General features: G+C 61.2%; 14 protein-coding genes. 10 read left to right on the forward strand and 4 right to left on the reverse strand.

Features of this window, described 5'->3' with window-relative positions:
• Positions 1 to 48 precede the first annotated feature (48 nt).
• Positions 49 to 1,809 carry a bifunctional sulfate adenylyltransferase/adenylylsulfate kinase gene (locus C7S18_RS00460; RefSeq protein WP_106889688.1) on the forward strand — a complete coding sequence of 587 codons (1,761 nt, stop codon included), beginning with the start codon at positions 49 to 51 and terminating at the stop codon, positions 1,807 to 1,809.
• 607 nt (positions 1,810 to 2,416) lie between these two features.
• Here the strand turns inward: C7S18_RS00460 and C7S18_RS00465 are convergent.
• A complete protein-coding gene (locus C7S18_RS00465; RefSeq protein WP_170113029.1) occupies positions 2,417 to 3,070 on the reverse strand; it encodes a glutathione S-transferase family protein in 654 nt (217 codons plus the stop codon).
• Between the two features lie 96 nt (positions 3,071 to 3,166).
• Here C7S18_RS00465 and C7S18_RS00470 point away from each other — a divergent pair, with 96 nt between their 5' ends.
• Positions 3,167 to 4,078: a LysR substrate-binding domain-containing protein gene (locus tag C7S18_RS00470; protein ID WP_106889689.1), complete on the forward strand. Its 912-nt coding sequence runs from the start codon at positions 3,167 to 3,169 to the stop codon at positions 4,076 to 4,078.
• A complete protein-coding gene (locus C7S18_RS00475; protein WP_106889690.1) occupies positions 4,071 to 4,664 on the forward strand; it encodes an LON peptidase substrate-binding domain-containing protein in 594 nt (197 codons plus the stop codon). Before C7S18_RS00470 ends, C7S18_RS00475 begins: the two co-directional genes overlap by 8 nt.
• Here C7S18_RS00475 and C7S18_RS00480 read toward each other — a convergent pair.
• Positions 4,652 to 5,626 carry a glycosyltransferase family 2 protein gene (locus tag C7S18_RS00480; RefSeq protein ID WP_106889691.1) on the reverse strand — a complete coding sequence of 325 codons (975 nt, stop codon included), beginning with the start codon at positions 5,624 to 5,626 and terminating at the stop codon, positions 4,652 to 4,654. The genes C7S18_RS00475 and C7S18_RS00480 overlap by 13 nt on opposite strands.
• A gap of 316 nt (positions 5,627 to 5,942) precedes the next feature.
• On the opposite strand from C7S18_RS00480, the gene C7S18_RS00485 reads away from it, so the two are divergent.
• From C7S18_RS00485 to C7S18_RS00505, 5 genes are all read left to right on the forward strand, one after another.
• Complete coding sequence (locus C7S18_RS00485; RefSeq protein WP_170113030.1) at positions 5,943 to 8,120, forward strand: Ig-like domain-containing protein; 2,178 nt, start codon at positions 5,943 to 5,945, stop codon at positions 8,118 to 8,120.
• Between the two features lie 21 nt (positions 8,121 to 8,141).
• Positions 8,142 to 10,004 carry a DUF1302 domain-containing protein gene (locus C7S18_RS00490; RefSeq protein ID WP_106889693.1) on the forward strand — a complete coding sequence of 621 codons (1,863 nt, stop codon included), beginning with the start codon at positions 8,142 to 8,144 and terminating at the stop codon, positions 10,002 to 10,004.
• An 18-nt stretch (positions 10,005 to 10,022) separates the two neighbouring features.
• Positions 10,023 to 11,384 carry a DUF1329 domain-containing protein gene (locus tag C7S18_RS00495; RefSeq protein WP_106889694.1) on the forward strand — a complete coding sequence of 454 codons (1,362 nt, stop codon included), beginning with the start codon at positions 10,023 to 10,025 and terminating at the stop codon, positions 11,382 to 11,384.
• 90 nt (positions 11,385 to 11,474) lie between these two features.
• Positions 11,475 to 12,683, forward strand: coding sequence for a WD40/YVTN/BNR-like repeat-containing protein (locus tag C7S18_RS00500; RefSeq protein ID WP_146151688.1), 1,209 nt, complete (start codon positions 11,475 to 11,477; stop codon positions 12,681 to 12,683).
• A gap of 17 nt (positions 12,684 to 12,700) precedes the next feature.
• The gene (locus C7S18_RS00505; protein WP_106889696.1) at positions 12,701 to 15,193 is read left to right on the forward strand and encodes an efflux RND transporter permease subunit; all 2,493 of its coding nucleotides are present in this window, start codon (positions 12,701 to 12,703) and stop codon (positions 15,191 to 15,193) included.
• Positions 15,194 to 15,502: 309 nt separating this feature from the next.
• On the opposite strand, the gene C7S18_RS00510 is transcribed toward C7S18_RS00505, so the two are convergent.
• Complete coding sequence (locus C7S18_RS00510) at positions 15,503 to 16,465, reverse strand: polysaccharide deacetylase family protein (protein ID WP_106889697.1); 963 nt, start codon at positions 16,463 to 16,465, stop codon at positions 15,503 to 15,505.
• 211 nt (positions 16,466 to 16,676) lie between these two features.
• Between C7S18_RS00510 and C7S18_RS00515 the strand changes: the two genes are divergently transcribed.
• The gene (locus C7S18_RS00515; protein WP_106889698.1) at positions 16,677 to 17,171 is read left to right on the forward strand and encodes a hypothetical protein; all 495 of its coding nucleotides are present in this window, start codon (positions 16,677 to 16,679) and stop codon (positions 17,169 to 17,171) included.
• A gap of 110 nt (positions 17,172 to 17,281) precedes the next feature.
• Here the strand turns inward: C7S18_RS00515 and C7S18_RS00520 are convergent, their stop codons facing one another.
• Positions 17,282 to 19,045: a patatin-like phospholipase family protein gene (locus tag C7S18_RS00520; RefSeq protein ID WP_106889699.1), complete on the reverse strand. Its 1,764-nt coding sequence runs from the start codon at positions 19,043 to 19,045 to the stop codon at positions 17,282 to 17,284.
• A 440-nt stretch (positions 19,046 to 19,485) separates the two neighbouring features.
• Between C7S18_RS00520 and C7S18_RS00530 the strand changes: the two genes are divergently transcribed.
• Positions 19,486 to 25,455, forward strand: a complete 5,970-nt coding sequence (locus C7S18_RS00530; RefSeq protein WP_106889701.1) for a S8 family serine peptidase — start codon at positions 19,486 to 19,488, stop codon at positions 25,453 to 25,455.
• The last annotated feature ends 85 nt before the right edge of the window (positions 25,456 to 25,540 follow it).

Consider the following 25,540-nt stretch of genomic DNA (forward strand, 5'->3'; position numbering starts at 1 on the left):
GCCCCCATTCGCTGAACCCTTCGCTTGAACCCCATTCTGGAGTGACCGATGTCTGCTGTATCTGCTGCTGTGAAAACCCCGGCTGGTGCCAACCTGCCTGAACTGAATACCCCGTACGGCGGGTCCCTCCGTGACCTGTTGCTGCCGGCTGATGCAGCGCTTGCGCTGAAGGCGCGCATTCCAAGCCTGCCGAGCGTCGATCTGACGGATCGCCAGCTCTGCGATCTGGAACTGCTGTTGAACGGCGCGTTCTCGCCGCTGCAAGGCTTCTTGAATCAGAACGACTATGAGTCGGTCGTGACCGATCTGCGTCTCGCGGATGGCACGTTGTGGCCGCTGCCGATCACGCTCGACGTCAGCGAAGCGGTCGCCGAGAAGCTCAGTGTGGGTGCCGAGCTGGCGCTGCGCGATGCCGAAGGCACGCCGTTGGCAGTATTGGATGTCGAGTCGATTTATCGCCCCGACTTGGCCCGCGAAGCGGAACTTGTGTTTGGCACCCAGGACGCCTTGCATCCGGCGGTGGCCGATCTGCAGAAGCGCACCCAGCCGGTGTATCTCGGTGGCAAGCTGCGTGGTCTCGCGCTGCCACGGCACTTCGACTTCGAGGCGCTGCGCGAAACGCCGGCACAAGTTCGCGCCGACCTGGAGGCGCGCGGCTGGGAACAACTCGTCGCGTTCCAAACCCGCAACCCGATTCATCGCGCGCATCAAGAGCTCACGGTTCGCGCTGCGGCCAAGGCTGGTGGCAACGTGCTGCTGCAGCCGGTCGTCGGGCGGACGAAGCCAGGCGATGTGGATCACTACACTCGTGTGCGGTGCTATCAGGCGATTCTGAAGCACTATCCGAAGGGCACCGTGAAACTCTCGCTGCTGCCGCTCGCGATGCGGATGGCCGGTCCGCGCGAGGCGGTGCTGCACGCGATCATTCGCAAGAACTATGGCGCGAGCCATTTCATTGTCGGCCGCGATCATGCCGGCCCAGGCAACGACAGTACCGGCAAGCCGTTCTACGAGCCGTATGCCGCGCAGGAACTGCTCGTTCGGCATCAGCAAGAAATCGGCATCAAGGTGTTGCCGTTCCCGGCACTGGTCTATGCGAGCAACCGAAACACTTATGTCGCGCAGAACGAGCTGAAAGCCGATGATGTGGTGGCCGATATCTCGGGCACGGAGCTGCGTCGGCGCTTGGTCACCGGCGAGTCGATCCCGGATTGGTTCACGTATCCGGAAGTGGCTGAGGTGTTGCGGGCGCGGTATCCGGCGAAGGGCGCGCGTGGTGGTGTTGTGTTCTTTACGGGCCTCTCCGGTTCGGGCAAGTCGACGATTGCGAATGCGCTCATCGCGAAGCTCTCGGAGCAGACGGCGCGCTCCGTGACGTTGCTCGATGGTGATCTCGTGCGGAAGCATTTGTCGAAAGGCTTGGGCTTCAGCAAGGAAGACCGCTCGGCGAATGTGCAGCGGATTGGCTTTGTGGCGGCTGAAGTGGCGCGGCATGGTGGCTTGGCGGTGTGCGCACCCATTGCGCCGTATGCTGACGATCGCAAAGCGGTGCGCGACCTGGTGCAGGGCAGCGGCGCTGCCTTTATCGAGATTCACGTGGCGACCTCGTTGGAAATCTGCGAAGCGCGCGATCGCAAAGGCCTGTATGCGCAAGCCCGTGCCGGCAAGCTGAAGCAATTCACCGGCATTGACGACCCTTATGAAGCGCCGGAGAAGCCGGAGCTTCGGTTTGATACGGACGGTCAGGACCCGGGTGTCTTGGCGGCGCAGATTGTCGAGGCGCTGAAGACGCAGGGTGTGATTGCCTAACCACGAGGCGTTGCAGGCGGGTTTCTTGTGGGGGCGGCTTCGGCCGCGAATCAAGCTGGCCTCGAACTGGCTTCATTGCCAAGATGTTTGGGCGCGAGGAGCCTCTCATCAATCACACGCAGATGCATGATGTTCTCTGCTCAAACCTTTGCGTGAAATGACCATTCTGATCGCAAGTAACCCCCTCCCCGGGCCCTCCCCCGCGATCGCGGGGGAGGGAGTCAGCTCCCTCTCCCACGCGAGTGGGAGAGGGATGGGAAGCGGGCTACTTGCCACACGGTGCCGTCGTGCAAATCGCGCATCGTCGCTGAGAGTTTGATGCGCGACTGAGCGCACGTTCGGGGCGGTCGGTGCCCTTGCCATAGCAAGAACATGTCTTGCCGTAAGTTTGGTTCGGGCCTAAAGGCCCTCCCACAAAAGGGGGGGCAGACTTGCCCCACGCTCGAATCTTACCGATCGGCGCTCGTACAATCTTCGGGCTTTGCTGCAGTAGGTTCGATTCGAGCTCGAGAACCTAATACTTGGCAGATCACACAGTTGTTGCGAGAACTCATGATTGTCTTGCATCTTGCAGACTTGGCCGGTTGAGCGGAATTCCAAACCCTGCTCACGGATCCGTCCGCCGCCTCATGCTGACCAAGTCCACACCTTCGCGATCCAACACCTGCTGAAATAACGCGTCCTCCGCCAACCGTTTGCGGTATTCGCGCAACGCCGGACACAACGCACGCTGCGGCTCGGGCAACACGCTCGACCAGCGCAGAAAGGCCGCCGCGTAATAATCAAGCAACCCCAACTGCGCACGACCTAGCGTCGTGCCGAGTGCTGACTCAATCTCGCCCAAGACCGCATCGATGCGCGCACTTGCGCGGCATTTAAGCGTCGCTTGCTCGGCGTCGCCCTCCGCCAACCACTCCGGTCGCAGATACGCGCGAAACAGCGGATGCACCGTGCTGGCGAACCAACTCAACCAAGAAATCGCCTGTGCGCGCGGCAAACCACTCGCCGGCAACAATCGCCGATCCGGAAAGCGACTGTCCAAATACAGCAAGATCGCGGGGACTTCGGTCAGTGCCTCGCCGTCAACCAAAAGCGTTGGCACCCGGCCACGCGAGTTGATCGCGCGATACCAGGGCTCATGCTGCTGACCGGCTCGAACATCGCAGACCCGCGCCTCAAACGGCACCTTGCATTGCAGTAGTGCGGCGTGCACGACCATCGAGCAAGCACCGGGCGAGTGATAAAAGACCAAGTCCGTCATGGGGCGTCCCTTCGTGACATCGAGGCGTGACGATACGGACGCACAGACCGCCTCGGTAGCGATAAAATCTCCACGTCGACTTGAGTTTCTCTCAACATGAGCCAACGCCTGCCGCTCGCTGCTTTGCAAGCCTTCGTGATCGCTGTTCGCGCCGGCAATCTGTCCCATGCGGCCGCGAGCATGCATGTGACCGTGTCCGCGCTCAGTCATCAGATGCGACTGTTGGAGCAGCGACTTGGGCAGGCGCTGCTGGAGCGCGGTCCTCGTGGTATCCGCACCACCGCGGTCGGCCAACGTCTCTTTGAAGAAGTCGCACCGCAATTTGATGCGTTGAATGTGAGTGTGACCCGGGCGTTGAGCCCGCGCGATCAGCGCTTGACCATCAGCGTGATGGCGTCCGTGGCATCGAGTTGGCTGTTGCCGCGCCTGCCCGATTTCGTGGCCAAGTATCCGGAGATCGAACTCAATTTGCATTCCAGCACCACACTGGTGGATTTCGAACGCGATGGCGTTGACTGTGCGTTGCGTTTTGGCGCGGGTCGTTGGCCCAACACCGAGGCCGAGCTCATGTTTGAGGAATATTTGACGCCGGTGGCCAGCAAAGATCTGCTGAAGCGCCTGGGTCGCCCCAATCTGACTACCTTGCCCCGATATCCGCTGCTCGGTGACCCAGGGCAGCGTTGGCCGCTTTGGTTTGCACGCTTTGGCGGCAAGGCGCCGAAACGTTATGTGGCGCAATTCACGGATTCAGAAACATTGACGCGTGCCGCAGTTGAAGGTTTGGGCATTGCGCTCGGGCGCGTGACGATGATCCGCCCGCTGGTCGAATCGGGCCGCTTGGTGCAGCTCTGGCAGAAGACGCTCGAAGCCGAGTTCTCGCATTGGTTCGTGTATCCGTCACGGCGTGCGCCGTCACCGGCAGTGCAGGCTTTCCGGGTGTGGGTGCTCGCCGAGGCCGAACGTTCACGCGCAGCGAATTCGGACCTGAGACAATCCACCCATGTCTGAGACCGAATCCCTTCCCCTGTTTCCGCTGAACACCGTGTTGTATCCCGGTGGTCTGCTGTCGTTGCGCATTTTCGAAGCGCGCTATCTGGATTTAGTGCGGCGATCGATGCGCGAAAGCAGCCCGTTCGGCATCATCTTGATTGCGGCCGGCATGGAATCCGGCGGCCCGGCGTTGCCGATGGACCTGGGCGTCAGTGCCCGCATTGTCGACTTCTGCACGCTGCCAGATGGCTTGCTCGGCATTACTGTGCACGGCGAATCGTGCTTTCGCAATGTGCGCAGTTGGCTGGAGCCGAACGGGCTGCGCCAGGCCGAGGTGCGCTATCGGAGCAGTGATCCGGACCTCCCGTTGCCGCCTGAGTACAGCGTGTTCGAACTGCTGTTGCGCCGTCTTGGTGACGAAGGCGACAGCTTGCTCCGCGAGGCTGACAAAGCGAACTTCGACGATGCCGCCTGGGTCGTTTGGCGCCTGGCCGAGCGTTTGCCGTTGACGGTCGAGGAGCGTTACGAACTGCTCGAACGCACCGACGTGCATGCCCGTCTGGAAAAGCTGGCCGAGTGGTTGCCGCGGTTTCAGGAGCCCTGATCGAGTCTGCCCGCAGTGTTGCCGGGCGCTTTTGCGTCCGCCAGCAAATACAGCGGCCGCATCTTGCTCTCTTCAAACAGGCGCCCCAGGTATTCGCCAATCATCCCAAGCGCAATCAGCTGGATGCCGCCGAGGAACAACATGACGACCATCAGACTCGGATAGCCGCGGACAGCCTCGCCGTAAGCAAGCGTCTTGGCGATCACGACGGCCCCATAGATGAACGCCGCAGCCGCAGTGAGTGCGCCGACATAGGTCGCGAGGCGCAGCGGCACGGTCGAAAACGACGTGATGCCCTCCAGTGCGAAGTTCCAGAGCTTCCAATAGTTGAACTTGCTGGTGCCAGCCACCCGGGCAGCGCGCTGGTAGGGCACCCCGATGCTCTTGTAGCCGACCCAGCCGAACAGGCCTTTCATGAAGCGGTTGCGCTCGCGGAGCTGGCGGAGCGCGAGCACCGCGCGGCGTGACAGCAGGCGAAAGTCGCCGGTGTCGCGGGGAATCGGCGTACGGCTCATCCGGTCGATCACCCGATAGAAGCCCGCGGCGGTCACTTTCTTCAAGAACGACTCGCCATCGCGCGACGTCCGCACGCCATAGACGTTGTCACAGCCGGCCTGAAAGTGTTTCCAGAACTCGTGGATCAATTCGGGCGGGTCCTGCAGGTCGGCGTCCAGAATGACCACGGCGTCGGCGTCAGCATGGTCCAGCCCGGCGCTCATGGCGATCTCTTTGCCAAAGTTTCGGGCCAGCCGGAGGTAGCCAATTCGAGAATCGTTCTCAGCCAGCTCGGCCATGCGCTCGCCGCTGCCGTCCCGGCTGCCGTCATCGACCAGCAGAAGGTGCACCTTTGCCGGCAGGTCGGCCAGGGCGGCAAACACCCTGGGAATCAGGTGCGGCAAGGATTCCGCCTCGTTGTAGACGGGAATCAGGACGCACAAGCTTGGTTGTTCAGGATTTGCCATGTCGGGGAATTGTCAAGTGGTGCAGTGCATCAATGTGGCGGATTCAAACATACGTTGCAATCGGTCAGACGCACTGCCTATGATACCGAGGCGCTGAGCCCGGATTGATCCACCGTCCGGTCGGGTGGGAATCGATAGAGCTGGCGCGACGCTTCGTTGGATTGGAGGGCTTTCCAACAGAAGTGGCGCGCGCAGGCTGTCCATGGCCACCTGGCCGTCAGCGCTGAAGGCGCAAACCTTCAGCTGCTGGCAACGATTGATCCATCCGTGCTTGGGGGCGCTCCCCGATTTCATACTGACGAAAAGGAAAACAAGCATGCAGGCCCGAACTCTTTTGGCTACTGCCTTGTCGTCGATTCTGTTGGCTGCGTGCTCAAGCAGCAGCAACAGCCCGCGAGCGGTTGAAGTACAACCCGCCCGTAATGATGACGGCTCTTTGGTTACCGGCGTAATCACCGCCCGCTTTGATCCGGCGACGGGTGTGGTGCCGTTCCCGACGGACCTGCTGCTGTCCGGTACACGCGATTTGACGATCAACATTCCGGTCTCGAATCCGAACGACTTCAGCAACCCACAGGTATCGTTGAATGCCCTGGACGGTTGGTCCACGGTCGCTCCTGGCCGCTTCCAAACCTCCGCTCCGGTGCGCGACAACACCTTGGTGCCAGGTAGCTCGATCCGCATGTTCCAGGTCACGATCAATCCGTCGACCCGCGCAGTGACGGGCGTGACGCGTGAACTCGCGGCTACCGAATTCGTCGTGGCCAAGTCCGGCTCCGACACCACCGGCACCACGGTGGGCATTGTGCCGCTGGCGCCATTGCAGCAGCTGACCTCGTACATGGTCGTGGTGACCGATGACGTGAAGGACGCTGCTGGCAACGACATGACGCCGGATACGACCTACGGTCTGGTCCGTCGTACGTCGCCACTGATCAGCCCGACGTCGCAGACTGGCCTCGCCAGCTGCCCGACCACGGCACAGTCAACGGTCCCGCTGCTGCCGGCTGCCAGCGCGTGTTCGCTCGAACCGCTGCGCTTGCTGACCAACACGCAGGAAGCCGCCGCCGTCGCGCGGGGCATTCCGCGTGACGAAATCGTGCTGTCGTGGGTGTTCACCACCCAGAGCACCTCGGTGGTCCTGAATGCCATGCGTCAAACCACGGTTTCGGGCACCGCCACGCTGGCCCCAACTGGTCTCAACACCGGTGCGGTTGGCCTGCCGCCGGTTGCGGACATCGTCGTCGGCGTGATGCCGGTCCGGTACTTCCTGACCGCTCCGACGGCACAGAACCCAACGGCGCCGCTGACCACGTTCTGGAAGTCCGCGCCAGGTGCTTATGTGCCGCCGTTCAACGCTGCCGGTCTCGATGCCACGTCGACCAACGTCACGTTCGCCAATCCGTTCCCAGTGGCGACCAGCACGCAGAACATCCCCGTGCTGATGACCGTGCCGAATGCGGCCTCGGGTCGCACCAAGCCAGCTGCAGGCTGGCCGGTGGTGATCTTCCAGCACGGCATCACGCGTAACCGTACCGACATGCTGGCCATCTCGGCCACGATGGCGGCGCAGGGTTTCGCAGTCGTTGCGATTGACCAGCCGCTGCACGGTGTGCGTTCGATCGACGGCCCGACCGCGGCGTTCTACATCGAGAACACCCCGTTTGCCCCGATCGCCTCGGAACGCACGTTCGACCTCGACTTGACCAACAACACCACGGGTGCCAGTGGCCCCGATGGCGTGGTCGACTCGTCGGGTACGTTCTTCATCAACCTGAGCAGCCTCTTGACCTCGCGCGACAACCTGCGCCAGTCGGTGTCTGACCTGTTCACCCTCGCCAAGACCATTCCGAGCATGAGCTTCGATGGCGACGCAGTGGGCGACTTGGACGGCTCGCGCATCTTTTTCGTCGGCCAGTCCCTGGGCTCGATTGTCGGTCTGAACTTCGTGGCGCTCGACCCGAGCGTGACGACGGCCGTGCTGTCGGTGCCGGGTGGTGGTATCGCCCAACTGCTGAATGGCTCGCCGACGTTTGGTCCGCGCATCCGCGCTGGCTTGGCTGCCTCGGGCGTCGTCGCTGGTACGCCGGCATTCGACCAGTTCCTCGGCGCTGCCCAGCAGGCGGTTGACTCGGGCGATCCGATCAACTTTGCTGCCCTCGCTGCGGGCGAACGCATCCTGCTGCACGAAGTGGTGGGCACGAGCGCCTCGACGACGGACCAAGTGATTCCGAACGCCGTGGCCGGTGCGCCGTTGGCTGGTACGGAACCACTGATCCGCGCCCTTGGCCTGAGCACACTCACGGCCAGCGCCCAGTCGGCCACGGGTATCCGCGGTGCGGTGCGCTTCATTGCTGGTGATCACGGCTCGCTGCTGAGCCCGACCTCGTCGGCTGCCGCCACGGTGGAAATGCAGACCCAGATGGCCAGCATGATCGTCAGTAACGGTCAGGCGGTGCAGGTGACCAACACCTCGGTCATTCGCACGCAATAAGACGAGACACGGAGAACCAACATGAAAGCAAACAACCATTCCCTGCGTGTTCGTCGTCCCCTGCTTGGTCGCGCGGTGCTGTTCGCGCTCGCGAGCGGTGCCTTCGCACAGGCTCAGGCAGTCGACTTCACCTTCGGCGATGACTGGTCTGGCTCCGTCCAGACCCAGCTGTCCTACGGCGTTTCGATGCGCGTTGAAGAACGCGATGACGAACTCGTCGGTCTGGCCAACATCAACCCGCTGATCGGGCTGCAACCGCTCAGCGCGCAATTGACGGCGCCGGGCCGCTTCTCGGTGAACTCCGACGACGGCAACCTGAACTATGACGATGGCGACTTCTTCTCGAACGCGGTCAAGGCCACGAGCGAGTTGAGCCTCAACTATCGCGAGAACATGGGTGCCTTCGTCCGCGCCAGCTACTTCTACGACTTCGAGAACAACGATCGTCGTGAACTTGGCAAGTTTGCCAAGCAGAAGGTCGGCAAGGACTTCCAACTGCTCGACGCGTTTGTGTTCTGGAACTTTGATGTCAGCGGCCATGATGGCAGCCTGCGTCTGGGTCGCCAGGTGGTCAGCTGGGGTGAGAGCACGTTCATTCAGAACGGTATCAACGTGATCAACCCGGTCGACGTGTCCAAGCTGCGCGTGGCGGGCTCCGAACTGAAGGAAGCCTTCCTGCCGGTCGAGATGCTCTACACCACGTTCAACTTCACCGAAAACCTGTCGGCCGAAGCCCTGTACATGTTCGAGTTCGAACAGACCGAGCCCGATCCGGTCGGCACGTACTTCAGCACGAACGACTTCGCGACGCTTGATGGCGAGTTCGTGATGCTGAACTTCGGCCGCAACAACGAGCCCGCCTCATTCGCCGCGTGTCAGCGTGGTCTGGTGCCGGCTTCGAACGCGCTCGAGTTTGCGAACTGCTCGGCCGCCGTGGGTCGCGCGCCGGACCGTTATGCCAGTGACAGTGGCCAGTACGGCTTTGCCGTACGCTACTTCGCTGACCAGCTGATGAGCACGGAATTCGGCTTCTACTTCCTGAACTATCACAGCCGTCTGCCGCTGATCTCGGGTATCGCGATCACCAATACGGCGCCGTCGTCGGGTCGTTACTTCGTCGAATATCCAGAAGACATCAAGCTGTACGGCGTGTCGTTCAACACCACGCTTGGCGATACGGGTGTCGCACTCCAAGGCGAACTCAGCCACCGCGACAACATGCCGCTGCAGGTCGACGACGTCGAACTGCTGTTCACCGCGTTGTCGCCACTCAACAACTTGATCCCGGCCGAATACCTGCGTTTCCGCAGCCAGCTCGGCCAAGTCCTGCCAGGCGAAGAGATCCGGGGTTGGGAGCGGCACGAAGTGTCGCAGCTGCAATTCACCGCAACCAAGGTCTTTGGCCCAGGCAACTTCCTGCGCGCCGATCAGATCTCGCTCGTTGGCGAAGTCGGTGGCACCGAAGTGTGGGATCTGCCCGACCCGGGTACGTTGCGCTACCAGGGTGACGGCACGGATACGGGCGGTGGCCCGGATACCGCGACCGGCGGCAGTGGCCGCAACCCGGTGACGCAGATCGAAGGGTTCCCGACGCCGTTCTCGTGGGGTTACCGCGTGGCTGCACGCGCCGACTACCCGAACGCGTTTGGTTCGTCCTTCACGATGTCACCGCGCGTGGCGTTTAATCATGACGTCAACGGCATCACCCCAGGTCCGGGCGGCAACTTCATCGAAGATCGTCGCTCGCTGACGCTCGGTGTTGAGGCCAACTACCTGAACAAGTGGATCGGCGACATCAGCTACACGCGTTTCTCGGGTGCGGGCAACCTCAACCTGATTCACGATCGCGACTTCGTGTCGTTCACAGTGAAGTATTCGTTCTAAGCAAACAGGGAGGAAGTTATGCGTCACGCATCAAAACTACTGCTTGCCGCGATGATTGGACTGGGCGTTTCTGCCCAGTCCGTTGCTGCGGTCTCGGCTGATCAGGCCGCACGGCTCGGCAAAGATTTGACGCCAGTTGGCGGCGAAAAGGCGGGCAACAAGGACGGCACGATTCCGGAATGGACGGGCGGCATCACTCGGCCACCGGCTGGCTACAAGGCCGGCGCGTTCCATCCCGATCCGTTTGCCACCGACAAGGTGTTGTTCGCGATTACCCCGCAGAACTACAACGACTATGCGGCCAAGATGACGGAAGGTCAGAAAGCGATGTTCAAGCGCTACAAGACCTTCAAGATGAACATCTATCCGACTCGTCGCAGCGCGTCGTTCTCGCAGGACATCTACACCACGACCAAGGCCAACGCGACCACCGCAAATCTGGTCTCGAATGGTGACGGCGTCGAAAATGCCTCGCTCGGCTTTCCGTTCCCAGTCCCGCAGAACGGCTATGAGCCAATCTGGAACCACAAGCTGAAGTACAAGAGCACGGGTGGCATGCGCTGGGCGAACCAGGTGGCCCCAACCGCCACGGGCGCGTACACGCTGATCCGCCTGAAGGAAGAATTCCTGGGCCTGTACTACCGCAAGGGCGCACAGATCAAGGACATCAACAACATCCTGCTGTACTTCTTCCAGGAAGTGGTCTCGCCAGCGCGTCTGGCCGGCAACGTGTTGCTGGTGCATGAAACGCTGAACTCGAAGGTGCAGCCGCGTCAGGCGTGGATCTACAACCCAGGTCAACGTCGTGTTCGCCGTGCTCCAAACGTCGCGTACGACAATCCGGGTACCGCCTCCGACGGTCTGCGCACCAACGACATGACCGACATGTTCAACGGCGCCATGGACCGCTTTGATTGGAAGTTGGTGGGCAAGAAGGAAATCTTCGTGCCGTACAACTCCTACAAGGCGCATAGCAACACGGTGAAGGTCAAGGACTTGGTCAAGCCGGGTCACCTGAATCCGGATTACCTGCGCTATGAACTGCACCGCGTTTGGGTAGTGGATGCCACGCTGAAGAAAGGCATGCGTCACATCAACAGCCGCCGCACGTTCTATCTGGACGAAGACAGCTGGCAGATCCTCGTTGTTGATCACTACAACAACAACAACGAACTCTGGCGCTATTCGGAAGCTCCGTCGATCAACTACTACGAAGTGCCAACCTTCTGGGCGACACTGGAAACGCATCACGACCTGCAGTCCGGTCGTTACATTTCCGGCCTGATCGACAACGAAGAGGCGCATCCGATCGACTTCGGTTTCCGGGTCGAGCCATCGCAATTCTCGCCACAAAGCCTGCGTCAGCGCGGTATCCGCTGACCCTGGCAAGTCCTGAGCATTCGGGCCGACCGTCGTTCTTAACTTCGGTCGGCCCTTTTTGTTTCAGATGTTCGAATCTGGAGACGATGCATGAGGCGTTTGCCTGTTCCCGCGATGTTCAAGGGGTCTGCTCTGATCGCAGCCCTGATGTTTTCTGGTCTCGGTATGGCTCAGGAAGCCGAATCCGATGTTCCTGCAAGTGAAGCCGCGACCGACGCGGGTGATCTATCCGAGGTCGCCACCGACGATGTCGATCCCGTGCCGCCGGAGACCAGCACCGGCTTTATTCCGACTGAGGACGATCTCGCCATTCAAACGGCTGAAGTTCTGCCGAAAGTCGGCAAGAGCCTGATCCTGGACATGACCGATGGCGCCAATCGCGCCGTAGCGGTCGGCGAACGCGGGCACATTCTGGTTTCGGAGACGCGACGCGGAGATTGGCGCCAGATTGAAGGCGTACCGACACGGTCGACTTTGACTGCTGTTTCGGCTTTCGGCGATCGCGTCGTTGCCGCCGGCCATGACGGCGTCATTCTGCTTTCGACTGACGGTGGTCTGACGTGGAGCCGCAAGCGACTGGCACCGTTCGTGCCGGACAATCTGGATTTGAAGAACGGCGCGCCGATCCTCGACGTGCTGATGTATGACGATAACAATGGCTACGCCATCGGCGCGTACTCGTTGCTGTTGAAGACGAGCGACGGCGGCGAGTCCTGGCAGTCGATGAATATTCTCGGCAAGTCCGACGAAGAAGTCCTGGACACCCAGGAAACTGATACCGCTGCGGCCAACGACGAGAATTGGACGTTCGATCAATCAGACCTCGACCTCGAAGAAGAAACCGATCCGCATCTCAATGGCATTGCGCGGACGGGCGATGGTTCGTTCATGATCGTGGCTGAGCGCGGCGCGGCATTCCGCTCGACCGACGATGGCGCGACATGGGAGCGTCTCCAACTGCCGTACGAAGGTTCGATGTTCGGCGTGATTGGTTATGAGGGCCGGCATGTGCTCGCCTTTGGCCTGCGCGGCAACGTCTATGAGAGCTTTGACCTGGGCGACAACTGGACGCAGCTTGAAACCGGCACCGAGCTCAGCCTGATGGGTGGCGCGGGTTGGCAAGGCGGTGGCGCCGCGCTGGTTGGTGCCAATGGCGCGGTCCTCGTACGCACAAGCGCCGATGAGGCGCTCAAACTTACTGCCGCGCCGGATGGCACGGTGCTTTCCTCGGTTCTGGCGATCACCGCGGGCGAACTGTCGCTTGCCGGTGAGTCCGGACTGTCCTTCTATCAGCCCTGAGCCAAGCGAGGTCCCGCATGCACGCAGGAAATTCCGACAGCGCTTTCGCTCGGTTTGCCGAACGGATCGTCTTTGCCTCCCGGCCAACGGTGCTGATTCTCTTCACCGCCATCACAGCGGTGATGCTCTATTTTGCCGCCCAGCTCTCGGTCGACGCCGGCTTCAAGAAGCAGGTGCCGCTGAAGCATGAGTACATGCAGACCTTCCTCGATTACGAGAAAGAGTTTGGTGGCGCCAATCGTGTGTTGGTGGCTGTGGTCGACAAGAAGGGCGACATGTTCAACATGGCCTTCATGCGATCGCTGGAACAAATCACCAACGACACGCTCGCGCTGGACGAAGTCGACGATTCGCACTCGCGCTCGATCTTCACGCCCAATGTTCGCTTCGTCGAAATTGTCGAAGACGGCTTTGCCGGTGGCAATGTCATCCCATCGACGTTCAGCACGACCGCCGAAGGCTATGAGCCGACGCCGGAGGATTTCGCGCAGATCAAGGCGAACATCGTCAAGGCCGGCGTCGTCGGTCGCCTCGTTGCCAAGGATTTCTCGGGTGCCATGTTGATGGCCGAGCTGATCCCGGAAGTCGCAGCAAAAGGCGGCAAACTCGATTACCAGCGTGTCGCGCACGATCTGGAGAAGATTCGCGAAAAGGTCACGAAAGAGAACCCGAACGTCGACGTGCACATCATTGGCTTCGCCAAGATGGTGGGTGATATTGCCGATGGCGCACGCTCGGTCATGGGCTTTTTCCTGGTCACGATCATCCTGACCTGGTTCCTGCTGTTCATCTATTCGACATCGGCCAAGCTCGCGAGCCTGACGGTGTTCTGCGCCTTCGTCGCGGTCATCTGGATGTTGGGAGCCCTGAAGCTGCTCGGTTTCGGTATTGACCCCATGAACATGCTGACGCCGTTCCTGATATTTGCGATTGCGGTCAGTCACGGCGAGCAGATGATCAACCGGTTTCGCGGCGAGATCTTCTTTGGAGGGCTCGAAGAGGGAACGGTCGAAGAACTCCGCACGCGACACGGCGTGCCGGCTGATGTGGCGGCGCGCAGCGCCTTCCGCGCCTTGCTGATCCCAGGTGCGATCGCGTTGCTGGCTGGCTGTATCGGCTTCGGCACGATCATGCTGATCGAAATCCGCATGGTGTACGAGCTCGCGATCACCGCGACCGTCGGTGTCGCACTGACCATCCTGACCGATCTCGTGCTGCTGCCGGTACTGCTCAGCTACACGACGCTCCGCAATCTGGAAAAGAAACGCGAGTATCGACTGCGGCAGCTCACAGCCTTCGACAAGATTTGGGAATTCCTCACGCGCTTTTCGCGTCCGATCCCGGCTGCCATTCTGATCGTCATTGGCACCGTGACGTGGTATTTCGCCGAAGCGCAGGGCGACAAGGTCATGATCGGTGACGCTGAGCGTGGCGTGGCCGAGCTCCGTCCGGAGTCGCGCTACAACCAGGACTCGGCTGTGATCACCAGCAAGTTCGCACTCGGTGTCGACATCATGAACGTGATTGCCGAAGTCGGTCCGTTCGCTTGTACCGAAAGCCCGAAGGCCATGGCACTGATCGATCGCTTCGCGTGGCACATGTCAAACGTCGAAGGCGTGCAGCAGGTCATTACGCTGCCGCAGGTCGCGAAGATCATCTACGCTGGCTACAACGAGGGCAATGTTCGCTGGCGTACCATTCCGCGTGACCCGAACCTGTTGCGGCAGAGCCTGCAGGGCGTGGAAAGCGACTCCGGTCTGCTCGACGACCAGGAATGCAAGGCCATGCCGATCACGATCTTCACGACCGACCATAAGGCGACAACGATCGACCGTGTCGTGGACGCTGTGAAGGCGTTCCGGGACGAGAACAAGGCTGCCTTTGCGGATTTCCGGAAGACTCGTGATGCTGCGCGTGCGGCGGCCGAAGCGAATGGCGAGCAGTACCAGACCGACCAGGTCAATCTGCGCCTTGCTACCGGCAACCTGGGGGTGATGGCGGCCATCAATGACACGGTGCGCCATGTCGAACACGACATGCTGTATTACCTCTACGCCGCGGTGTTCCTGATGTGCCTGCTCAGCTTCCGGAATCCATTGGCGGCACTGTGCATCGTGTTGCCGCTGGTGCTCGTGACCGAGCTCGGGCATACGCTGATGACGCACCTCAACATCGGCATGAAGGTCAATACGCTGACCGTGGTGGCGCTGGGTGTCGGTATTGGTGTCGACTACGCGATCTATATTTTTGCGCGCATGCGTGAAAACATGGGCAATGGCGCGACCTTGTCGGAGTCCTACTTCGGTGCGCTGAAGACCACCGGTATTGCGATCTTCTACACCGCCTTGACGCTCGCTGCAGGCGTCTTCACCTGGTACTTCTCGGAACTGAAGTTCCAAGCTGACATGGGTCTGATGCTGACCTTCATGTTCGTGGTGAACATGATTGCCGCCATTGTCTTCCTGCCGGCGTTGTGCCGTTGGTTCTTGCGTCCGACTGAACGCGACTGATCGACCACGACGGTATGAATGCAGACAAGACTCCCCGCCGCGTGCGGGGAGTCGTCTTTTGGGGGTAACCCGGCACCGCGTGATGACCACGAGCGTCGTCGATACGCGCCGCAATACCCGTGCGCGCGCCTCACGGTGCGCGTGAGCCTTCGCCGTGCACGACGCGCGGTGCGATCGTCGTTCGGGCCAACAATCGCAAACCGAGTGACAGCGCCGACGGCCCCACGCTGTCATGACGCTTGTGTCAAAACGCTTTTTTTCGTATCCGGCTCTTGGCGCCCGAAACGCCGAACAGCAGTGCTGCCAATGTCATTCGCCGTCAACTCGGGCCAACCTCAGAACAAAGTCCGGGACGCGCGGCTCGCCTGCAAAATCAGCGCCTTTGAAGCCCTGTGCCAGCGCAAAGCGATGAATCCAGCTCGGGCCGGCCGCACCGTCATAGCCATCAGGGCTGGTGTACACCGGATCCTGCAGGGCGGTTTCGAGCGACACAAAGCGGTAGCCTTCGGCGCGGATCATGTCCAGCAGCTGGTCGATCGCAGCAGCATTGAGTTCATTCGCGTGCAAGAGCAGAACCTGGGCAATCTGCCGGCCAAAGAACTGCTGCGACTGCCCCTCGTAGTAGCGAATCTTGGCACGCATATACGGCACGTAGCTCCGGACAAGTGTGCGGCGCGTCGCTGCCTTGCAGCGCGCATCGCGCACACAATCATGATAAGCCTTGGCGTAGATCCATTCGCTATTGTCGATCGTCACCGGCGCCACGCGATAACCATGGGTATGGAGGAACGCGGCAAGTGCTGCGCGCTCCGCGCTTGAGTGACCGGCATGCAGATACGGATGCCGAAACCAAGTCGGTTTGGCGTGGTACTCGGCGAGCAGCGGCCGTAAGACCTGTTCGCCTTCGATGATGTTGTCGGTAAATGCCGACAGACCAACCACATGGAGATCGAGATGGTCCCGGCTGTGGTTGCCGAGCGCGAAGCCCGCGTCGAGCCAGTCGCGCAACATCTGCACGCGGACTGGCGATATGGTTCCGTCGTCGACAAGCTTGTACTCGTTGACGAAGCCAATCACCGGAATTCCAGCCGTACGCAAATGCGTGATCAATGCTTGATGCCGCAGCGACAGATCCGCCGGTGCGCGATCAGGCAGGCTCACCCAGGGCAGGTCATCGATGGTGACGCTGAGTGTTTTTCCCGGTTCTGCCTGGGTGTTTGTCGCGACCAGGAACAGCGCCAGAAGTACTGTCTGAACTCTAACCAAAAACATCCCCGCACTCCTCGCAAAGCCGCGCCGGTACTGGCGCTCCGCGATCTTATCGGAAAGTCCTGTGGTGACCGATTTGAAGCACGTGGCGAAAAGACGACGCGTCAACGGGAACCTAGCGCGCGCGTTGTAGACGGGGAGACCGCGACCGCGGCCCGAATCAGGTCCACCCAAAACGACCTGAGCCACCACTACGAATCCAAGGAGTGTTCCCATGTTGAAGACCATGCTTGCATCCGCCCTCTTGCTCACCAGCACGCTCGCCAGTGCCGGTTTCGAATACACCCGCAGCACGACGATCCGCGACGAGCTCGGCGGCTCGTTCACCATGTCGGCAGCCGGCACGCTGGGCGAGGACAATGCGACCCGCCTTGCCGAGGGGGCCTATACAAACTTCCACTTCCGCAACGATGCAGCGGCTGTATTGAACGGCAATGCGGCCCGAGAAGCGGCGCGTGACGGCGATCTGGTTGTCGTGACCTATGATGGCAGCCTCACACTGGTGACCACCGGAACGCCGACCGGCGGCAGCGCGCCGCAGTCGCGCACGACCAACATCGCCTTCACCGACCTGACGGTTGAGCGAGCTGAAGAAGGCTCCACGATCTCTGGGGCGGTCTTGGTAAACGGACAAAGCGTTGATGCCGCAGCGCTGCCGCGACCGATCAAAGCGGCTATTGTGAACGCGCTGCGATTGTTCCGGTTGTAAGCGCGACGCTGATCGAACATTTGCAGATGGAACGAGGAATGCGTTTCCAGGCAGATGTTGGGCAACCCAATGCCGGGCTGCGCGGCAGCCCGGCAGGCACCAGAACGGTACTACCAGAGCGCTGGCGTTTCCTGCATGAGCGCATCCTTGTCACCACCGATCATGCGCAGCGCGTATTGATAGCCGCGATCGATGGCACGGTAGTAGGCTTTCCATTCGAGCAAATCGATATCGCCCAAAGGCGGCGCCAACAGCAGCGACGATAACGCTCGCGCCTGTTGCGCGGCGCTGCCGGAATTGACCATGCCTGCACGCAGTAGCACCTGCCTGAGTGTGGGGCGCCGCTTGGGGCCAAACCACTCGCTGAACAATTGCCAGATCGGTGGCAGTTCGGTCTCATCTTGTTCAGCGCGAAGTCGATAGTCACCACCGACATCCACGGCGATGATCTCGCCATGATGCAAATCCCGCATCACATCGACCGGAAAATTGTTGATGACACCGCCGTCCACATAGACCTCACCGCGATGCATTAGTGGCGGCACGATTCCGGGTATTGCCGTGGAGGCCCGCAACCAGTACCAAAGTGGGCCACTGCGATGCACGACGGCATTGCCATGCGTCAGATTCGCGCTCACACAGAAGTAGGGCAGGATCAAGTCCTCGATATCGCGATCGCCAAAACTGTCCTGCAAGAGCTTGGACTGCTTGTGACCGGAGACGAGGCTGATCAGCGGCAGCGTCCAATCCGACAGCGGATTGGTGTCGTAGAACGCGCGCCGGAAGACCTCGATCATTTCCTCGGTCGACCAATCTGCCGCCAAGCCGGCGCCGATGACGGCGCCCATTGACGTGCCGCCCACGGCATCGATTTCGAAATTCGCCTCGCGCAGCGCTTTGATCACACCAAGGTGCGCAAAGCCGCGTGCACCGCCGCCCGAAAGTACCAAGCCCAGAGCCTGCTGGCAGAGCAGGCGGGCGAGGCGGCCGACATCGGGCTCATGACGAACATGATGCAATTGCGCGCGAGGCCTGGTCTTCAGCCAGCGCTTGCCAGCGCCAAGACGCGGCTTGTCGCGATGCAGCAGGACCAAATGCTCGGGCCTCGGCGCATCGGGATGCGGTACGGGTTGCAGCACCTCGGCAAATGCGCCAGGTGTTTCATCGGAAAGCGCGAGCAACAGCCATGCATCGGCCTGACGACGGCAACGTTCGCGCCAGTCGCCACTCGATTCATCGGCGAGATAGAGCACGAAGCGTGCATCCTCTTCCTGCTGCAAGCACCATTCAATGGAATGGTGGGCGTCGCTACTGGTGAGCAAGCGCACGCGGCCGAAGCGCGACAGGCGCATCAACAACTGCGACGCGAACTCGCGGATCGGGGCCCCCGCACATTGCGGTAACAGTGCGATGGTACGGGGGGCCGAGTCATAGCGCCGCGCGCCGCCCTGGCCGGCCCGCTTCAGCGCAAGCCGCGCCAAGCCAAGCAGCGCCTGGGGAAATTGATTGGCCAACGTTTCCAAGTGGCTGCCGGGCAGCTTGAGTAACTCGGAATCACGCAGCGCGCGAACGGTGGCCACCCGCGGTCGCCCCGTGAGCACACCGAGTTCGCCGACGCTTTCGCCAGCGAACATCTCGCCGATGCTTTGCACATCATCATCGCGTTTGCGGAATGCCCCCAGCGAACCGCGTGCAATCAGATACACCGCATCAGCGGACTCGCCTTCGTAAAACAGCACATCGCCGCCCGGCAGATGGTGCCAACTGCAACCAGCAGCCAACAGATTGCGTGCGTCTTCCGGCAGGCCCTGAAACCAGGGAAGGCCATCCAGCAATTGCCGGGCCCGGAGAAACTCGGTACTGCCGGGGGTCATGTTCGGGCGCGTGTGAAGTCCATACCGGCATCTTGGCCGAATGTGAGCAAACTGCCAAGGCAAATTCCCCGCAGAACGAGGTCGCGCGGCGATGGCGGTCGGGTTCGCGCGACCAGCGTCTGTAGTCGTGAACGCTCATGGCTCACAGAAGTTTGGGATGTTAGGGGCTGAATTCTTGCCCTGCAGGCATCCACGTGCATTAGATTTGCGGGTACGATCACGGACTTGCGGCAATTCACGTCTCCCCTGCAGCCAGAGCCCTGGCATTGCGGCGCAGCGTGACGAGCGGCCAGGGCCTCAGGACGAACTGCTCCAATTGGTCCGTCAGGGAATTCTGTTTTGCAAATAGGGGTTGCCTGCTGAGGGCGACTACGGTGGTGTCTAAGGGCCGTGCAAGACCGGTTTCGGGCTTGTCGGCTGGCTTACTTTGGGAGAAGGGCATGAGCAGGAATCTTTTGCGCGCCAGGCGGCCGCTCGGAATGGCGGTCTTTGCGGCTTTGGCGGGCGTCACCGTTGCAGCGTCCTGGGTGTCGAGCCCGGCCAGCGCCTGGAATATCAACGCTGCGCCAGCGCGCAACGTCGGCGCCGTCAATTCGGCCGAAAGCGACATCGTCACGATGGCGGATGGTCGCATTCAGGTATTCGTCGAGCTGAGCGAGCCGGCAGCGGCGGCGGTCTACGCCGAAGCGCTCAACAATCCGCGGGTCTCGCGCGAGCAGGCCCGTGCTAATGCGGTGGCTGCCGGGCGCAGTCAGGTCAACAAGAATCTCGCTGCCTTGGCACGTTTGTCCAGCGCTTTGAGCGCTTTCAACGTGCAAGAGGTCTATCGGGTCGAGCGCGTGCTGAACGGTATCTCGGTGTTTGCCGACAAGAGTCAGATCAGTGCGATGGCGAAGATCGCGGGCGTCAAGCGCGTGATCCCAATTGAGCGGGAATACCCAACCAGTTCACAGAGCGTGCCTTTGATCGGTACGCCGAACGTCTGGGCCAATACCATCGGCTTGCCTGCGGGTGCTGATGGTACGGGCATCCGGATTGGCGTCATCGACACGGGTGTCGACTACCTGCATCCGAATCTCGGCGGCACCGGTACCGCGGCCGCGGACTACAACACCGAGCGGAGCAACACGACCGGCTTTACGACCGTCGGCCTGTTTCCAACTGCGAAAGTCGTCGGCGGCGCCGATTTCGCGGGCGATGCCTACACGGGCTCCAATGCGCCCGTGCCCGATGTCAATCCGATGGACTGCGGCGGTCACGGCAGTCATGTGTCGGGTACGGCGGCAGGCTTGGGCATGACGGCAGCCAACGCCACGTTCGCAGGTCCCTATGATGCCAATCTGTCGACCTATTCGGGGCTGGCGATTGCCCCGGGTACCGCGCCCAAGGCTTCCCTTTACGGCCTTCGCGTATTTGGCTGCTTTGGCAGTACCGGCTTGACCGTCAGCGCGATCAACTGGGCCATGGACCCGAACGGTGACTCGGACTTCTCCGACCACCTCGACGTGATCAACATGTCGCTCGGCTCATCGTTCGGCAGCCCTGGCAATGCCAGTTCGCTCGCCGCCGACAATGCGGCGGCTGCGGGGGTCATCGTGGTTGCGTCGGCAGGCAATTCCGGCGACACCTTCTTCATCAGCGGCTCGCCCGGCGCGGGTTCGCGCGTGATCGCGACTGCGGCCACGCTCGACGGCAATGAAGTGGCGCCAATCGTGCAAGTCAATGCCCCGGCCGGCATCGTGGGTAATTACTTCGCCGGGAGCGCCAGCTTTGGCGCAGCATTGACTGCCAGCGGCACACCGCCTGGACCGCAGTCTGTGGTGATTGCGCTCGATCCCGCAGATGGCGCTGGTCCGCTGACGACTGATGGCTGCTCCGCCCTGACCAACGCAGCCGCTGTTGTCGGCAAGATTGCGTTGATTGATCGCGGTACCTGCGGATTCACCGTCAAGGTCAAGAATGCTCAAAATGCCGGGGCCGTGGCGGTGATCATCGCTGACAACGTGCCCGGAACACCGCCGCCAGGTTTGGGCGGCGCCGATGCCACGATCACCATCCCTTCTGTGCGAGTGACCTTGGCAGACGCGAATACGTTCAAGGCCAATATTGCGACGTTGAATGTCACACTGCTCGGACCGAACGGTGGCGACACGGCGGCGAGCTTCACCTCGCGCGGCCCGCGCCGCATGGGTAACACCGGCATCCTGCGTCTGAAGCCCGACATCGCCGCGCCGGGCGTCAATATCGTCTCGATGCAAACGGGCAACACGTGTTTGACGCAGACCAGTGGGTCGTTCAGTTGCACAGGGGTCGCCGACCCCTCCGGAACGCAAGTTGCCAGCCGGACATTGACTTTGAACGGCACCTCGATGGCCAGCCCGCATATCGCCGGCATCATGGCCTTGCTGCGCCAGCTCAATCCAACCTGGACGGTCGAAGAGCTGAAGGCCCTGGTCATGAACTACGCGACCCAGGATGTCACGCAATTCGGCGGTGGCGCCGGGCCGCGCTACAACCTCTCGCGCATTGGCGCTGGCCGTACGCTGCCAGCCAAATCGGCAGCCGGTAAAGTCGTAGCGTTCAATGCTGATGACACCGGTTTGGTCAGTGTCACTTTTACGCCGGAAGTAGCCAGCACCGTGACCGAGATCAAAAAGGTTCACGTGGTCAACAAGGGCAGCACCAGTCAGACCTTTGACCTGACCTTCGATACTGTGGTCGACGCACCGGGCGTCAGCTTCAGCCTGCCGGGCGGCAATACCGTGACGGTTCCGGCGGGCCAGACCGTCGACATCGATGTGCAGATGTCGGCCGATGCGACGCTGATGGACCACACCCGTGACCCAAGCCTGTTCGCCACTCAGGGTGTGCAGAACAACTACGGTGATCAGCCGCGCAGCTTCTTGACCGAAGAAAGCGCGTATCTGAATTTCCGTCAGGCCTCGACCACCCAGTTCCGCCTGCCTTTGTATATGGCGAACCGCCCGGCCTCGACCATGTCGGCCCCGGATACGATCACCACGGGCGGTGCGCCGACAGGCTCGACCACGATCCCGCTCAGTGGCACCGGTGTTTGCACCGGCACGCTGGCCGCCGGCCCGACCTGTACCGGTACCTTCCCGACCGACTCGGTGTCCCTGGTGTCGCCGTTCGAACTGGGCGTCGTTAGCGCACGCAATCCAACCAGTGCGCCGGACTATGCCGATATCCGTTATGTCGGCACGAGCTACTACCAAGCGGCCGGAGCACCGAGTCTGACCAATGACTTGGTCATGTTCGGCATCGCGAGCTGGGGTGACTGGTCGACGATGAGCGACGTGGCTTTTGGCGTGTGCGTCGACAACAATACCGATGGCGTCTACGACAAGATCCTCTACAACGTCAATCCAAGCATCTTTGTCGCCGGCTCCCAGCCTCAAGACACATTCGTGCGTGTCGTTCAAGACGCTGGCACGGGTGGTTTCTCCATCCTTGGTCTCGGATCTCCAGTGAATCTCGTTGGACCGAATGTGCTCGACACGGCCACGCACCAGAACAATGTGCTGATGCTGGCGGCAAGCCCGAGTACGCTCGGATTTGCGTCGACCGCCGTGACCTCGTTCCGATACAAGGTCGTCGCCTGTCCGGGTAACTCTGGTTGTGCGCGTACCACCACGGGCGATCGTTGCTCGCCAGCCAGCTCGGCCGTCTTCGACGCCGAGAATGGTCCATTCACCTACAACTGGGCTGCCCAGGGCGTGAATTTTGGCGGCAACTTCCTCGACGAAGACCTGAACGGCAACACGCTGCCGGTCAGCTGGAACACGGCCAACCTGACTGCCAACGGCAGCAAAGGCGCGCTGCTGCTGCATCATTTCAACAAGTCCGGTACCCGCGCCGAAGTGGTGGCATTGGATACCGCGCAGCGTGCGGATATGGCGATCAGTCAGAGTTTCTCGTCGGCCACGCCAGCCTTTGGCAGCACGGTCACCTTGACCTTGACCGCGACCAACAATGGTCCGAACGATGTCACCGGCGTTGCCGTGACCGACATTCTGCCGGTTGGCCTCACGTACCTGTCTGACAACGGTGCCGGTGCGTTCTCGAACGCCACCGCCACGTGGACGATCCCCGGCACACTGACCAATGGCGCCAGCGCGACACTGGAGATTCAAGCTCGCGTCGATTCGACCGATCAGCAATGCAACACGGCCTCGATCGGCAGCACGGCTTTGGTCGACACCAATCCAAGCAACGACATCAACAAGGCCTGTGTGTTGGCACCGCGCTCATCAGATCTTGCGCTCAGTATGTCGGTTAGCAGCCCAACGGTTCTGGTCGGTTCGCCGGTTACCTATTCGCTGCAGGTGCGCAACACGGGTGCCGATTCGGCCTACAGCCTGAATGTGCTGGAGAACTTCCCGTCATTCCCAGCGCTGGATCCGACCACGTTCACAGCCTCGCAGGGTGTATACGCGCCAGCGACTGGTGTCTGGAATCTGGCGACCTTGGGGAATGGTGCGACGGCAACGCTGGACATCACGCTGAACGCGCCGAACATGGCGGGCACCTTGGCCAATCAAGGTGCGGCGGCCTCGGCCAACAATGATCCGAACACGGCCAACAACACGGCTTCTGCCAGTACCACAGTGCTGTCACCGGCCGACGTGAGTTCGACCTTGGTCGCCGTTGGACCGTTCGTCATCGGCAATGCGATCGGCTACACAGCGACCATCACCAATAGCGGGACATTTGACCAGCAGGACAATCCGGGCAGTGAGTACACGCTCGTGCTGCCTGCGGGCTTGACCCTCGTGTCGGCGACCGCCACCTCGGGCACAGCGGTGGCCACCATTGGCACCGGCACCGTGGATTGGAACGGTGTAGTCGCTGCGGGTAGCTCGGTCACGGTGACGATCAACGCGGCCTTTGGCGTCGGTACGACACCAGGCACTATTTTTAGCGCCCAAGCCACGGCCAACGTTGATCTCGATGGCGAAGGCACCAATGAAACCAGCCGTTTGAGTGACGACCCGGCCGTGGGGGGCGCCAGCGACCCGACCGCGTTTACGGCCGTATCGCCAGCGACGATCAGTGGCACCAAGACCCGGTCTGGCTCGATCAATCCGAACGGCACCATGACCTACACGGTTGTCCTAAGCAACAGTGGCATCGGGGCACAATTCGACAATCCTGGCGATGAGTTCACCGATGTGCTGCCGTCGAGCCTGACGCTGACTTCGGCCTCGGCTACTGCTGGCACCGCCAGCACTGCCGGCAACACGGTCAGTTGGAATGGCAGCATTAGTGCAGGTGGTTCGGTAACGATTACGATCAACGCCACGATCGGCGCCAACACCGGGCTCACGGTCATTTCCAACCAGGGCACGATCAGGTATGACAACGATGGCGACGGCAACAGCGAAGCCACTGGCGTGACCGATGACCCAGCCATCGGCGGCGTGAGCGACCCGACCGATTTCTTTGTGCGCTCGCCAGCCACGATTGGCGGCAGCAAATCCGTGAGCGGCGATTACTACCCGGGCGGCACGGTGACCTATACGATCACCTTGACCAATGTTGGCCTCTACACGCAATTCGACAATCCAACCGACGAATTCATCGACGTTTTGCCATCCGCATTGACCTTGGTTTCGGCAACCGCTTCGAGTGGCACCGCGGTGGCGTCCGTCGGGACGAATACGGTGACCTGGAACGGCAGTATTCCGACGGTCAGCCAAGTGACGATCACGATTACGGCAACCATCAATGCTGGCACGCCACCTGGTCCCATCTCAAACCAGGGCACGGTGCAATCTGACGTGAGCGGCATTGGCAGCAACACGCTGACCTTGCTCACCGATGACCCGGCTGTGGGTGGGCCGGTCAGTCCGACCACCTTCATGGTCGCAGGTCCAGCCGATGTGAGTGGCACCAAGACCGTCAACGGCGCGTTCATGGTTGGCGGGCAAATCACGTACACCATTGTGTTGACCAACTCGGGTGCTGGGGCGCAGGCAGATAATGCCGGCAGCGAATTTGTCGATTTGCTACCTGCTGGTGTATCGCTGACTTCGGCATCGGCCACCAGTGGCATTGCAACCGCGGACATCGGTGCCAATTCCGTGATTTGGAACGGCAGTATCGCGACCGGCACCTCGGTCACGATCACGATCCAGGGCACGATCAACGGTTCGGCCGCGGGGACTCAGGTCATCAATCAGGGTCAGATCAACTATGACGCGCTTGGTAATGGCACCAACAATGCGCAGCGCCTGACTGACGACCCAGGTGCCGGTGGCAGTGCAGATCCGACGGCGTTCACGGCCGCGGCGGTAACCATCTCGACCCTAAGCCCGGCGATGCTCGCGACATTGGCCTTGCTGATCTTGGGATTGAGTGGGATGGCGCTGCGGCGACAGCGCGCCTAACGCCAACTCCGAAACCAGTCACCACCGCCGTGGTGACTGGTTCGGTAGTTTGATTGCGAAGCGCCTCGCTCTGATGGACGAGGAC

The organism is Ahniella affigens (assembly GCF_003015185.1).
GTDB lineage: Bacteria > Pseudomonadota > Gammaproteobacteria > Xanthomonadales > Ahniellaceae > Ahniella > Ahniella affigens.